Here is a 12,828-nt window from a genome sequence, read left to right as displayed (position 1 = left end):
CATACGAAGTGAAATGAAAATACGGAAGTTCTCGTCAGGAATCGGAATTCCGCGAGAAAAATCTATAGGGTTCTGTATTTGTAGTATCGTAGATATCATCATCGACCGCGTGTTCAGCGAGATACTTTTCTGTCGCAGCCTTCAAAGCCGGCAGAAGAGTTCCAGACTTGAGGCCAAGAAAAAGATCTGATTTATAATATTCGTCGGCTTCAAGGGAGCTTTTTTTCATCTGAGAGACCCGATTCAACCATTCGGTCTTCTGTCCATCATTCATCGTCCTGTCCGTTCGGATGCGCGCTTCCAGCGCTTCCCAGGAGTCGAAACGCTCGACGACCTCGCCGCCGCCTATGCCGGACAGGACAATGGCCCGCTGGGGCTGGGGCTTCTGCGCCTCCTCCCATACGGCCTGGCTGATCGTGAAGGTGAAGGCGACGCCCGAAACCTGCTTGGCTGCGTCACCCCAATTGGTCGCGATGCCGTTTGCAGACTTGACGATCTCGATGGTGGCGTCGGACTGGGTCTTTGCGGAATTGGTCGGGCTCGCCTGCAGCAGCATATGGGCTGTGCTGGGCCGGGCGGAAATCTGGCTCAGGGACATGGTCGCTCCTCGTTGCAATCCCTCGATGGTTCGCTTTATCAAGTCCCATTCTCGCGATCATGATATAAGATCGTGTTAATCGATCAGGATAGTCAGTCGAGGCCACGGGTCTTGTTTGCACTGAGCTTGAAGAACGGCCGCGATGGCGGCGAGCCGCCGCATCAGGGCCTCGGCGCATCCATGGATGTCGACGATGGCGCGGCCGGTGGGCACCGCGCGCCGCGCCGGCCGGTCGGGCGACCTTCGTCGGGCCGGCGGGCGTTTTCGGAGTCTTCCGCGGCTCGGACACCTTGGGACTCTCGGTCGGCCCCTCGATCGCGAATGCCAACGTCTACAATCATCAGGGGGCCGCACGGCTCGCATTCGACGATTGATCGCGCGTTCTTCTGTCCGGTATCGTACGCTCCGCGAGCAGAGCGAACGATTTCAAAGTCCTACAACAGGAACAGATCCTGCACGGCGCGCCTCGCACAGGATTTTCCTATTGAATGACATGAGAATATATAAGTCCTCGTCAGGAACCTAAATTCCGCGAGAAAGAATCATAGGGATCTATATTTGCAGTATCCCTGATATAGATATTGGCTGCTTGTTCCGCAAGATGCTTTTGCATCGCAGCCTTCGCTGCGGCCATGAGAGCTCCAGATTTTATGCCAAGAAAAAAATCGGATTTATAAAGCTCGTCGGACTCAAGGGACTTTCTTTTTAGATCAGCGGCCCATTTCAACCATTCGGTCTTCTGTCTGTCATTCATCGTCCTGTCCGTCCGGATGCGCGCTTCCAGCGCATCCCAGGATTCGAAACGCTCGACGACCTCGCCGCCGCCGATGCCGGACACGACAATGAGACCCATCGGCTCGGCCTTCTGCGCCTCGTCCCGTTCCGCCTGGCTGATCGTGAAGGTGAGGGCAACACCAGAAGCCTGCTTGGCTGCGTCACCCCAATTGGTCGCGATGCCGTTTGCAGACTTGACGATCTCGATTGTGGCGTCGGACTGGGTCTTCGCGGAATTGGTCGGGCTCGCCTGCAGCAGCATATGGGCTGTGCTGGGCCGGGCGGAAATCTGGCTCAGGGACATGGTCGCTCCTCGTTGCGATCCCTCGATGGTTCGCTTTATCAAGTCCCATTCTCGCGATCATGATATAAGATCGTGTTAATCGATCCGGATAGTCAGTCGAGGCCACGGGTCTTGTTTGCACTGAGCTTGAGGAACGGCCGCGATGGCGGCGAGCCGCCGCATCAGGGCCTCGGCGCATCCGTGGAGGTCGCCGATGGCGCGGCCGGTGGGCACCGCGTGCCGCGCCGGCCGGCCGGGCGTTCTCGGGCATCCTGGTGTTCTCGGGGACGGCGGCGCCGGGCGGAACAGGACCCGTCTCCCCCGCGCGGGCCCTCCCGGATTCACACATCCGCCCGCTGGCCGACAGCGAGGGCCACGATGCGCCGGCATCAAGCGCGCCGGCCGGGGCGCTACCCCTCCGCCGCCACCTGCAGAATCTCCACCGGCCCGTCCTGCGCGTCCGAAAACACCCCCGCCGTGAGGGTGCCGCCGAAGACGCAGGCGGTGTCGAGGTTGGTCCGGTGTGCGCGCAGGTCCGGCCGGCCGCTCAGTTGCGGCGTGTGGCCGTGGACGACGTGGCGGCCGAAATCGTAATCCGCCGACAGGAACGGCTCGCGGACCCACAGGCGGGTCGGCACGTCCGGGTCGATGCCGGGCCGGCCGGGGCGGAAGCCGGCATGGACGTAGTAGCGCCGCGAGTCCTCCGAGACCGTCGGCAGGGCCGACATCCAGTTCAGGACGTCGTGGGGCAGGGCCTGCGGATCGCGGGTGCCGTAGGATTTGAGGGTCGCCACCCCGCCGTTCTCGAGCCAGGGCGCGGTGCCGAAGCCGTCGCGATAGGCCGCCAGCATCAGGCTCTCGTGGTTGCCCATGAGGCAGGTGACGGCGTCGGGCTCGGCGGCCTGGAGGGCCCGCAGGATCGCGACGACGCCGGCGCTGTCGGGGCCGCGGTCGATGGCGTCGCCGAGGAACACGAGGCGGCGCGGGGCGCCGGCCCGGTGCGCCTCGATGGCGGCGAGCAGACGCCGCAGGGCCCCGGCGCATCCGTGGATGTCGCCGATGGCGTAGGTCAGGCCGGTGGACACGCCGCGCCGGTCAGGCGACCTTCGTCAGGCCGGTCGTTTTCGGGGTCTTCTGCGCCTCGGGCGCCTTCTGAGCCTCGGGCACCTTGGGACTCTCGGGCGCCTTGGGACTCTCGGGCACCTTGGGACTCTCGGGCACCTTGCCCAGGGCGGCGCCGGGCGGAACGGCGGCCGTCTCCACCGCGCGGGCCGGCACGGCGGTTTTCGCGGGGTCCGGCTTCGCGGGGACGGCGGCGGCCTCCGCCGCCGTGAGGATCGGCGTCGGCTTTTCGCCCGCCTCCAGGACCTCGTCCGTGTGGACGTCGAAGCGCAGGAGCAGGGCCGTGGCGAAGCTCGTCGAGATGGCGACGTCCGTGGCGTCGCGGCCGCGGGCGATGACGATGCGGCCGATGCGGCGGCGGTTGTTGCGGGCGTCGAAGGTGTGCCAGGCGCCGCCGAGATAGACCTCGAACCACGCCGAGAAGTCCGGCGGCGGCACCACCGGCACGCCGATGTCGCCGAGGTAGCCGGTGCAGTAGCGGGCCGGGATGTTGAGGCAGCGGCAGAACGCGACGGCGAGGTGGGCGTAGTCGCGGCAGACGCCGCGCTGCTGGGTGTAGGCATCGTGGGCCGAGCGGGTGGCGTCGGCGTCCTGATAGTTGAACTTGATGTGTGCGTTGACGAAGTCGCACACGGCCTGGACCCGGGCCCAGCCCTCCGGTCCGGCGCCGAACAGCTCCCAGGCGATGTTGGAGAGCTTGTCGGTGTCGCAGTAGCGGCTGCCGAGGAGGAAGCGCATGGCCTCGTCGGGCAGGTCCTGCACCGGATGCTGGACCGCGTCCGCCACCACGGGGTCGAGCTCGCCGGAATCGTGGACGAGGAAGTCCGTCGATACGGTGATGCGGCCGGCCGGCGCCAGGATGCGGGTGGTGACGTTGCCGAAGGCGTCGCTGTACTGGTGCGCGTCCACGGGGGGATCGAACGTCATCACCTCCGGCGTGAGGATGTCCGCCGCCCGCGAGGGATGGACGCTGAGAAGGAACATCATCGGGGTCGGCTGGAACGTCTCGTACGTGATGGCATAACCGGTCCGGATCTTCATGATGGCCGCTATGCTCCAGTGCAGGCCCGAGACGGACCTGTCGAAATCAGGGACAGAACAGAAAACGCCCGCAACAGATCTTCGTTGCAGCGACGCCACTGAATCGTTCGTAGGTCGGAGACTTCTCCGAACACCCGGCCCAGCGTGAATCCCGGCAGGATGCAGAGCCCGCCGCCCCGTGGCAAGCCGGCGTTGCACCGTGCCGGTTCACGATCCGTCGTCCGTTGTACCGGGCGCATGCAGGAAGGGGGCCAGCCCACCCGGCCCCGCAGGCGCCGTCAGCCCCGCAGGCGTCGCCAGTCCCGCAGGCGTCGCACGGCGTCGACGCAATCGGCGTGCGAGCCCGCGAAGGAGAACCGGACGTGGTGGTGGCCGTCCACGGCGTCGAAGTCGAGGCCCGGGGTCGCGGCGACACCGGCCTCGTCGAGCATGCGCCGGCAGAAGCCGGCCGCGTCGTCGGTGAGGTTCGAGACGTCGGAATAGAGGTAGAACGCCCCGTCCGCCGGATGGGTGCGGCCGAGGCCGAGGCCGGGGAACGCGTCGAGGAGCAGGGCGCGGTTGGCGGCGTAGCCGGCGCGCACGGCCTCGACTTCCTCCACCGCGTCGAACGCCGCCACGGCCGCCACCTGCGACAGGTAGGGCGCCGAAATGAACAGGTTCTGGGCCAGCCGCTCCACCGGGCGCACCAGCCATTCGGGCACCACCATCCAGCCGATGCGCCAGCCGGTCATGCACCAGGTCTTCGAGAAGGAGTTGATGACGACGGCGTCGGGTTCGTAGCGCAGCGCCGTGTCCGTCGGCACGCCGTAGCTCAGGCCGTGGTAGATCTCGTCGGAGATGAAGCGGAGGCCGAGGGCGCGGGCCGTGGCGCAGAGGTCGGCGAGGCGGTGCGGTTCGATGACCGTGCCCGAGGGGTTGGCCGGGCTCATCACCAGCACGCCGGACAGCGCATCCGTCGCGTGGAGGGCGCGCAGGCCCGCGCTCGTCGGGGCGTAACGGTCGGCCTCCGCCAGGGGCAGGGCGGCCGGCACGAGGTCGAGGGCGTGCAGGATGCTGCGATAGGCGGGATAGCCCGGCTGCGGCACGGCGATCCGGGCGCCGGCATCGAACAGGCCGAGGAAGGCCAGGATGAAGCCCGCCGACGAGCCCGTGGTGACGACGATGCGCCCGGGCGGCACGGCGATCCCGTGGGTGTCGGCGTAGTGCCGGGCGATGCGGGCGCGCAGGGCCGGCAGTCCGAGCGCCTGGGTGTAGGGCAGGGCGCCGCCGGCAAGCGCGCCCTGGGCCGCCGCGATCACGGCCCGCGGGGCGGGCGCCGAGGGCTGGCCGACCTCCATGTGGACGACGCCGTCGCCCCGCGCCTCGCGAGCGGCGGCGGCGGACATCACGTCCATGGCGAGGAACGGCGCGACGCGGGCGGCGCGCTGCGAGGGCGAGGCGGGGGGCAGGCCGGCGGAGGGGGATTGCGAAACCGTCATCGCATCCCCGTAAAGCCGTTTCGCGCGGGACGGAAACCGCGCCGCGCGGCCGTGCGCGATTGACCGGCCGCCGCGAAAACGCCTAACCCCGCCGATAGACGCACCCGATCTCGTGTCCGATCCTCTCCAGGCCGGCCGCGTTTCCCATCCGGTCGCCCCCGCGAGGACGCATGCCCCTGCTCCGGTCCCTTCTCACCTCCGTCGTCCTGTTCGGCGCCTCCGCCGCCTGGGCGCAGACCACCCCGCAGAACGCCCCGGCCGCGGCGACACCTTCCCCGGCCACGCCGGCCCCGGTGTTCTCCGACACCCAGCGCCAGGCCATCGAGGCCATCGTCAAGGATTACCTCGTCAAGAATCCCGACGTGCTGCAGGAGGCCATCGCCGAGGGCGAGAAGCGTGCCCAGGAGACCCAGAAGCTGGCGCAGTCCGCCGCCCTGAAGGAATCCCGCGAGACCCTGACCAATTCGCCCCACGGCGTCGTCGTCGGCAACCCGGCGGGCGACATCACCGTGGTGGAGTTCTTCGACTACAATTGCGGCTACTGCCGCAAGGCGCTCGGCGACATCCAGACCCTGATTAAGTCCGACCCGAAGCTGCGGGTGGTCCTGCGCGACTTCCCCGTCCTCGGCGCCGAATCCCTCGAGGCCAGCAAGCTGGCCCTCGCGGCCAAGCAGCAGCTCAAGGCGGACAAGATGTTCGACTTCCACGTCAAGCTCTTGGAGACCAAGGGCCGGGTGACGGGCGAGCGCGCCCTGGCGGTGGCCAAGGAGATGGGCCTCGACACGGCCCGCCTCGCCAAGGACGCGCAGGGCCCCGAGGTCAAGGCGGCCCTGGCCGAGAACGTGAGTCTCGGCGACAAGCTCGGCCTGTCCGGCACCCCGGCCTTCATCATCGGCGACGAGATCATTCCCGGCGCCGTCGGCGTCGATCCGATCCGCAAGACCATCAGCGACGTCCGGCAGTGCGGCCACGCCAGCTGCTGAACTGACAGAACCCGCGCGCCCCGACGTCGGGAGGCCGCTGGTCTCCCGATCTCAGAAACTTCCAGCCTGACGACGACCGAGCCGATGCCCAAGGAGCCGATGTCCAAGAACGATCCCTTCGATCCGGAGCTCGTGCGCGAGCTCGCCAAGCTCATCACCGAGACGGATCTCACCGAGATCGAGGTCGAGAAGGGCGACCTGCGCATCCGCGTCGCCCGCCGCATCGAGCCCGTCCACGTCCAGGTGGCGGCCCCCGCCCCGGCGCTGGCCGCCCTGGCCCCGGCGCCCCAGCCCGTGGCCGGTCCGGGCGCCGTGCCGGAGCGGGCCCGGGCGGGCGCGGGCCATCCCGGCGCCGTGCCCTCGCCCATGGTCGGCACCGCCTACCGCCGGCCGTCGCCGGACGCCAAGGTGTTCGTCGACGTCGGCTCCAAGGTCGAGGCGGGCGAGAAGGTGCTGCTCATCGAGGCGATGAAGACCTTCAACGAGATCGTGGCCCCCCGCGCCGGCACCGTCACGGCCGTCTTCGTCGAGGACGGCCAACCCGTCGAGTTCGGCGAACCCCTCCTCGTCATCGAGTGAGGCGCGAGGCATCATGTTCGACAAGATCCTGATCGCCAATCGCGGCGAGATCGCCCTGCGCATCCTGCGCGCGGCCAAGGAACTCGGGATCGCGACCGTCGCCGTCCATTCCACGGCCGACGCCGACGCCATGCACGTGCGGCTCGCCGACGAGAGCGTCTGCATCGGCCCCCCGGCCGCCCGCGACAGCTACCTCAACATCCCCTCCATCATCGCCGCCTGCGAGATCACGGGCGCGGACGCCGTCCATCCGGGCTACGGCTTCCTGTCGGAGAACGCCCGCTTCGCCGAGGTGCTGGCCCACCACGAGATCGGGTTCATCGGCCCCAAGGCCGAGCATATCCGCATCATGGGCGACAAGATCGAGGCCAAGCGCACGGCGAAACGCCTCGGCATCCCGTGCGTGCCGGGTTCGGAGGGCGGGGTCGAGGACCCGGTGGAGGCCAAACGCATCGCCGCCGAGATCGGCTATCCCGTGCTGGTGAAAGCCGCGTCCGGCGGCGGCGGCCGCGGCATGAAGGTGGCGCGCACGGAGGCCGACCTCGAAGAGGCCCTCGGCATGGCCCGCCAGGAGGCGAAGGCCGCCTTCGGCGACGACGCCGTCTACCTCGAGAAGTACCTGGAGAAGCCGCGCCACATCGAGGTCCAGGTGCTGGGCGACGGCCAGGGCAACGCCGTGCACCTCGCCGAGCGCGACTGCTCCCTGCAGCGCCGGCACCAGAAGGTGTGGGAGGAGGGCGGTTCGCCCGTCCTCGACGAGGCCATGCGGGCCGAGATCGGCGGCATCTGCGCCCGCGCCATGCAGGAGCTGAAGTACCTCGGCGCCGGCACGGTGGAGTTCCTGTACGAGGACGGGAAGTTCTACTTCATCGAGATGAACACCCGCATCCAGGTCGAGCATCCGGTCACCGAGATGATCACCGGGATCGACCTTGTCAACGAGCAGATCCGCGTCGCCGCCGGCCTGCCGCTCTCGGTGACCCAGGACGAGATCCGGGTCTCGGGCCACGCCATTGAGTGCCGGATCAACGCCGAGCACCCGGCGACCTTCCGACCGTCCCCCGGCCTCATCACCTACTTCCACCCGCCGGGCGGCCTCGGCGTGCGCGTCGATTCGGCGGTGTTCCAGGGCTACCGCATCCCGCCGCACTACGATTCGCTCATCGGCAAGCTCATCGTGCACGGGCGCACCCGCAACGAGTGCCTCATGCGCCTGCGCCGGGCCCTCGACGAGTTTGTGGTCGACGGCGTCGATACCACGCTGCCCCTGTTCCGAACCCTGGTCCGCAACGCCGACGTCCTGAACGGCGCCTACGACATCCACTGGCTGGAGAACTTTTTGGCGGCGGGCGGCCTCGACGAGCCGTAAATCTTCGCTTTCGATCCCGAATGGCTGGTTTGAGCGGGAACGGCGCAAGTCGGCGTTCGTTCGTTATCGAACGTTGGTATACCGAGATGGACAGATCCATCCCCGGTGCCGCGCCCCCTCACAGCCACCGAGGATCTGTTCATGCGCCTGTCCCACCTCCTGATCGCGTCGGCCCTGCTCGCCACCCCGGCCCTGGCGCAGTCGTCCTCCGGCAATGTCGGCCAGCCCGAGCGCGGCGTGCCGCAGGCCGGCAACACGGCGGGCGGCCCCATCGACAAGCCCTCGACCCGCGATATGGCCCCGGCCCGGACCGGATCGATGCCGGCCGGCGAGAACGGGATGTCGCCGGGCGCCGGCGCCGTCGATTCGGCCAAGGGCGGCAACGCCGAGGAGAACGACCGCATGGTGCCGAACACCGGCGGCACCGCGGGCGGCCCGGCCCGGTAGGTTTTTCGGGTTCTCAAACCGATCGATGCGGCGAAGGCCGGTCCCACGGGGCCGGCCTTTTTCGTGTGCATCAGGCCCCGGGATACGCGGTCATACCAACTCCGGCCTCTCCTGTTTGGGAGAGGGTTGGGGTGAGGGTCGTGGACTCTCCGGAGAATCCACACACCTCACCCTGTCCCTCTCCTTCCAGGAGAGGGGACCCGCGCCAGGGGAGGAGGGGACCCGCATGGCACCGCGTCACCGACCGGATCAGGCGGAAACCGTATCAGGCATTCCGCCTCCTGCCGACCGGAGCAGCCGATCCACACGGACAGGATGCAGGAGTTGCGTCCGTCCGAAGCTCCATGTTGCATCGAACGACGAACGTCATCGGGCTTTCGCTCCATCAGTTCGGTCTCTTGTGCGAATCGCCGGATGTCATTCCGGGGCGCCGCAGGCGAACCCGGACCCGGAGGGCCGCGCCGGAGGCGTGCAATCCAGAGCCGCCGACAGCGCAAAGCCTTGCCAGACCAGAGTTTCTGGGTCCCGGGTTCCGCTGCGCGGCCCCGGGATGACAAAGCGTTGCGGGAACTCCCAACGCCCCAAACGCCAACTGCGATCGCCCTGCCTTCCAGGAGAGGGAGCCGGTCGCGACCGTTCCAGCCGAAGCGATCGACCGGTCTCGGACTCCATTGATCGGAGATCGTTTTCTCGACGGGGTTGCGATCCGGGTGCTGCGCGAGGGCGGCCGCCATGATCTCCCACCGGTCGACCAAGAAACCGAACGCCCGGAAGAACACCGATTTCGGACCACCGAGCTTGTGGGTGGGGTTGAGCAGATAGCGAGTGATTTTCGCCTGTGCGACGGCGCGCGGCGGGACCGTCGCGCTCACGCGTCGGCCGGTGCCCGCGACAGGCTCGGTGCCGGAACCGTCACCACGGCCGGGAACGGAGCGACGAACTCGACCATGTAGGCTTCCCCGTCCGCCCAGACGGCGACGATGGCACCCTCCGCGCCGACGGGAAGGGTCCGCCCATCGTCCAAGTCGACGGGAGCGGACAGCGTCACCATGCTGAATCCCGGCATGGGCGTCCGGGCAACGTCGGAGGCGCCACTCTTACGGAGCGTGGATCGCGTGGACGGACCTGGGTGGGGAAGTGGGGGCATCTTGCACCTCGGTTCGCCATCGAACATAGGCGCCCGCCCGGTGCCTGTCAGCCACCCGCCGCAATCCCGATTTCGCATGACATTTTGCCGACGCAATTATTCTGGGAACTGATTGCGCACAATTGAATTGCCCAATCACACCGGACGGAAGACGATCGTTCTTCCAGCCGGGGCAAACGCTCCGCGCCACCCGGACACATCCCAAGACATCCCACCCAAGACATCCCGCCCAAGACATCCCACCCAAGACATCCCGAAAGACTCCCATGCGTTCCGTCACCCTCGCCGTCGCCGCCCTCGCCCTGTCCGTCACCGGCGCCCTGGCCCAGTCCCCGTCCGGCAATGTCGGCCAGCCCGAGCGGGCCTTCCCGCAGGCCGGCAACACCACCCGCGGCCCCCTCGACAATCCGTCGGTCACCGGCGCCTACCGCAACGCCGACACCGGGCTCCTCGACCTCGACGCGACGGGCAGCGTCGGACCCCGTCCCCTGCCGTCGAACAGCGAGGCGATCATCGTGGACTCGGCCAAGGGCGGCAACGCCGAGCAGATCAACCGCACGGTGCCGAACCTCGGCGCCACCTCGGGCGGCCCGGAGTTCTGAAATCACCTGCGAGACTTGAATCGAACAGCGGCGAGGCCCTCGGGTCTCGCCGTTTTGCATGGCGGCGGCGGTTCCGCCCTGGCGTTCGAGCGCCGGCCGCGCCACAGTCCCGGCATGCACGACGCAGACCGCGTGGACATCACGCCCGAGATCCTGCTCAAGGCCTACGCGGCGGGCATCTTCCCCATGGCGGAGGATGCCGACGATCCGGCGATCTACTGGGTCGAGCCGAAGGCGCGCGGAATCCTGCCCCTCGACGGCTTCCACGTCGCCAAGCGCCTCGCCCGCACGGTGCGGGCGGACGGGTTCGCGGTCCGGGTCGATCACGACTTCGACGCGGTGATCGCGGGCTGCGCCGCCCCGCGCCGGGACGCCGAGAAGACCTGGATCAACGCCCGCATCCGCGACCTCTACGGCGCCCTGTTCGACGCCGGCCACGCCCACACGGTGGAGGTCTATGCGGAGGACCGCCTCGTCGGCGGCCTCTACGGCGTGTCCCTCGGCGCGGCCTTCTTCGGCGAGAGCATGTTCCACACCGTGCGCGACGCCTCGAAGGTGGCCCTGGTCCACCTCGTCGCCCGCCTGCGGGCCGGCGGCTACCGCCTCGCCGACACTCAGTTCGTCACCGACCATCTCCAGCAATTCGGCGCCGAGGAGGTGCCGCGCCACGTCTACAAGCGCCGTCTCGCCGACGCGATCGGCCACACGGCCGACTGGAACGTGTGGCCGCGTGACGTGATCATCGATGGCAGCACGGCGCTGGCGGCGCTGGCGGCGCCCTGAGCGCTCCGAATCAGCGGAACAGCGCGTCGAACAGGTTCTGCGGCGGGGGCGGCGGGGCCGGGGCCGGGCCTTCGTTGGTCGGGAAGAATTTTCGCGAGGGCTTCTGCTTGGGCTGGACCGGCACGCCGCGGGGCGCCTCGACGTCGACCTGGCCGTTGGGGTTGACCTGCTGGGCCGTGCGGGTCGCGTCCTGCCCGCCGCGCTGGCGCCGGGGCTTGTCGGACTTGGAGGCCAGGACCGGCACGTCCTCCTGCTCCTTCGCCTCCGCGATCACGTCGGAGCCGCCCTTACAGTCGACGAGCCAGACGTCGTAGATCGGGTGCTCGATGGCGTGCAGGCCGGGGCTCGCCGCGAACATCCAGCCGGTGAAGATGCGGCGGTACTTCGAGTCGAGGGTGACCTCGTCGACCTCGAGGAAGCCCGTGGTCTTCGGGCTCTCCGTGGGCGGGCGGCTGTAGCACACGCGCGGGGTGAGCTGGAGGGCGCCGAACTGCACGGTCTCGTCGACGGCGACCTCGAACGACACGATGCGGCCGGTGATCTTGTCGAGGCCGGAGAACACCGCCGTGGGGTTCTTGATCTTGTCCGCCTGGGCCGGGAGCGCGGCGAAGGCCAGGGCCAGGGCCGCGAAGAGGCCGGATCGCGAAACGCGTGCGGTGCTGCGGCTCACGGCTCGCTCCCTTGTGACGGCGCGCCACGAGGCGATGACGACGCGACCAGCGGTTAAGCGTCTAACATTGGTGGAAAAAGGGCCGTGTCCGGCGGATCGATCAATCGCCGGGGGTCCACGGCGCGTAGTCGCCCGTGGCGGCGGGGCGCTGGCCGGTGCTGAGCTGCGAGCCCTTGGGGCGGTAGGCGCCGAGCGTCCCCGTCAGGTTCTCGACATGGGGTTTCTGCCAGGCGCGCGGGGTGTAGGCTTCCTCGCTCGGCGGCACGTCGGCGTTGTGGCACAGCCACGAGCGCCAGCCGGGCGGCACCTTCGAGGCGTCGGCGTAGCCGTTGTAGACGACCCAGCGCCGCTCCGGCCCCACCGACCGGTCGATGAGGGGCCCGAGGGCCCGGTAATAGGTGTTGCCGCCGTCATCGGTGCCGACGCGCTGGCCCTTCCGCGCGGTGTAGAGGGCGAGCGACATGGTCTGCCCGTTCCACCAGGTGAAGATCCGCAGGAGCGTGTCCTTGAGAGCCATCGCGTTCGCCTGAAAGGGGCGGTGTCGGCCGCCGGTCCGTCATGTGCGCGGGACTATGGTGAGGCGCCGTCCTCAAGTCCAGTCGGCGGGCCCGCCTGCGCCCGGATTGTCACACCCCGGCCGCGTTAACCATGGCGCACGCCTGGCCCCATCGGCCCCAACCTGTGGGCTCCGAAAATTTTCGCGGCGATTCCGCGAGCGCCAAAGAGCACTTATCCGAAAGCCTCGGATATCCACAGGATTTAGGGTGCCGACACAACATCTAGTCAGGAACATAGCCGACGCACACAAGTTGTTGACGTGAGGGCCCTCGACGCGCTAGCTTTCGGATGTCGCCGAAGCGATCCGGTCCCTCGGCGGTTCATCGATTTTGTCTGGTTTCGACAGCGCGGCGCGGGCGTTCGCGGTCGCTTGTCCGCACCAGTCCAGCATCAC

Annotated in this window: 14 protein-coding genes and 1 pseudogene; 6 read left to right on the top strand and 9 right to left on the bottom strand. The window is 68.2% G+C overall.

All coding sequences use genetic code 11. The features are described from left to right. Positions 1 to 34: 34 nt before the first annotated feature. From ASF28_RS22565 to ASF28_RS12960, 5 genes and pseudogenes are all read right to left on the bottom strand, one after another. Complete coding sequence (locus ASF28_RS22565; RefSeq protein WP_157085579.1) at positions 35 to 598, bottom strand: hypothetical protein; 564 nt, start codon at positions 596 to 598, stop codon at positions 35 to 37. 514 nt (positions 599 to 1,112) lie between these two features. Continuing rightward, entirely contained in the window at positions 1,113 to 1,676 is a 564-nt protein-coding gene (locus ASF28_RS12975) for a hypothetical protein (protein WP_056093018.1), read from the bottom strand. Positions 1,677 to 2,065: 389 nt separating this feature from the next. Then, positions 2,066 to 2,740 carry a metallophosphoesterase family protein gene (locus tag ASF28_RS12970; protein WP_056093015.1) on the bottom strand — a complete coding sequence of 225 codons (675 nt, stop codon included), beginning with the start codon at positions 2,738 to 2,740 and terminating at the stop codon, positions 2,066 to 2,068. 274 nt (positions 2,741 to 3,014) lie between these two features. Further along, positions 3,015 to 3,818 (bottom strand): annotated as a pseudogene (locus ASF28_RS12965) (transglutaminase-like domain-containing protein); the annotation flags it as partial. Positions 3,819 to 4,096: 278 nt separating this feature from the next. Continuing rightward, the gene (locus tag ASF28_RS12960) at positions 4,097 to 5,296 is read right to left on the bottom strand and encodes a pyridoxal phosphate-dependent aminotransferase (protein ID WP_056093012.1); all 1,200 of its coding nucleotides are present in this window, start codon (positions 5,294 to 5,296) and stop codon (positions 4,097 to 4,099) included. A 170-nt stretch (positions 5,297 to 5,466) separates the two neighbouring features. Between ASF28_RS12960 and ASF28_RS12955 the strand changes: the two genes are divergently transcribed. The 4 genes from ASF28_RS12955 (at position 5,467) to ASF28_RS12940 (ending at position 8,674) form a co-directional block, all read left to right on the top strand. Then, complete coding sequence (locus tag ASF28_RS12955; RefSeq protein WP_056093008.1) at positions 5,467 to 6,279, top strand: DsbA family protein; 813 nt, start codon at positions 5,467 to 5,469, stop codon at positions 6,277 to 6,279. Positions 6,280 to 6,378: 99 nt separating this feature from the next. Continuing rightward, a complete protein-coding gene (gene accB / locus ASF28_RS12950) occupies positions 6,379 to 6,858 on the top strand; it encodes an acetyl-CoA carboxylase biotin carboxyl carrier protein (RefSeq protein ID WP_056094166.1) in 480 nt (159 codons plus the stop codon). Positions 6,859 to 6,871: 13 nt separating this feature from the next. Further along, positions 6,872 to 8,227 carry an acetyl-CoA carboxylase biotin carboxylase subunit gene (gene accC / locus ASF28_RS12945; protein ID WP_056093006.1) on the top strand — a complete coding sequence of 452 codons (1,356 nt, stop codon included), beginning with the start codon at positions 6,872 to 6,874 and terminating at the stop codon, positions 8,225 to 8,227. 141 nt (positions 8,228 to 8,368) lie between these two features. Further along, positions 8,369 to 8,674 carry a hypothetical protein gene (locus ASF28_RS12940; protein WP_157085578.1) on the top strand — a complete coding sequence of 102 codons (306 nt, stop codon included), beginning with the start codon at positions 8,369 to 8,371 and terminating at the stop codon, positions 8,672 to 8,674. Positions 8,675 to 8,841: 167 nt separating this feature from the next. Here the strand turns inward: ASF28_RS12940 and ASF28_RS23670 are convergent, their stop codons facing one another. Together ASF28_RS23670 and ASF28_RS12935 are read right to left on the bottom strand one after the other, a co-directional pair. Then, positions 8,842 to 9,546 (bottom strand): DUF6883 domain-containing protein, encoded by a 705-nt coding sequence (locus tag ASF28_RS23670; RefSeq protein ID WP_338011690.1) that lies wholly within the window; start codon positions 9,544 to 9,546, stop codon positions 8,842 to 8,844. Next, positions 9,543 to 9,740 (bottom strand): hypothetical protein, encoded by a 198-nt coding sequence (locus ASF28_RS12935; RefSeq protein ID WP_056092999.1) that lies wholly within the window; start codon positions 9,738 to 9,740, stop codon positions 9,543 to 9,545. The genes ASF28_RS23670 and ASF28_RS12935 overlap by 4 nt, the downstream gene beginning before the upstream one ends. Before the next feature lie 347 nt (positions 9,741 to 10,087). On the opposite strand from ASF28_RS12935, the gene ASF28_RS12930 reads away from it, so the two are divergent. Further along, entirely contained in the window at positions 10,088 to 10,423 is a 336-nt protein-coding gene (locus ASF28_RS12930) for a hypothetical protein (protein WP_056092996.1), read from the top strand. Between the two features lie 114 nt (positions 10,424 to 10,537). Next, complete coding sequence (gene aat / locus ASF28_RS12925) at positions 10,538 to 11,206, top strand: leucyl/phenylalanyl-tRNA--protein transferase (protein WP_056094165.1); 669 nt, start codon at positions 10,538 to 10,540, stop codon at positions 11,204 to 11,206. Between the two features lie 10 nt (positions 11,207 to 11,216). On the opposite strand, the gene ASF28_RS12920 is transcribed toward aat, so the two are convergent. Continuing rightward, positions 11,217 to 11,876, bottom strand: coding sequence for a DUF2155 domain-containing protein (locus tag ASF28_RS12920; protein ID WP_056092994.1), 660 nt, complete (start codon positions 11,874 to 11,876; stop codon positions 11,217 to 11,219). 100 nt (positions 11,877 to 11,976) lie between these two features. Next, on the bottom strand, positions 11,977 to 12,393 hold the full coding sequence (locus tag ASF28_RS12915; protein WP_056092992.1) for an NADH:ubiquinone oxidoreductase subunit NDUFA12: 417 nt from the start codon (positions 12,391 to 12,393) through the stop codon (positions 11,977 to 11,979). Positions 12,394 to 12,828 lie beyond the last annotated feature (435 nt).

The sequence above is a fragment of the Methylobacterium sp. Leaf99 genome, assembly GCF_001422375.1.
Lineage (GTDB): Bacteria > Pseudomonadota > Alphaproteobacteria > Rhizobiales > Beijerinckiaceae > Methylobacterium.
This window is presented reverse-complemented; position numbering and strand designations above follow the sequence as displayed.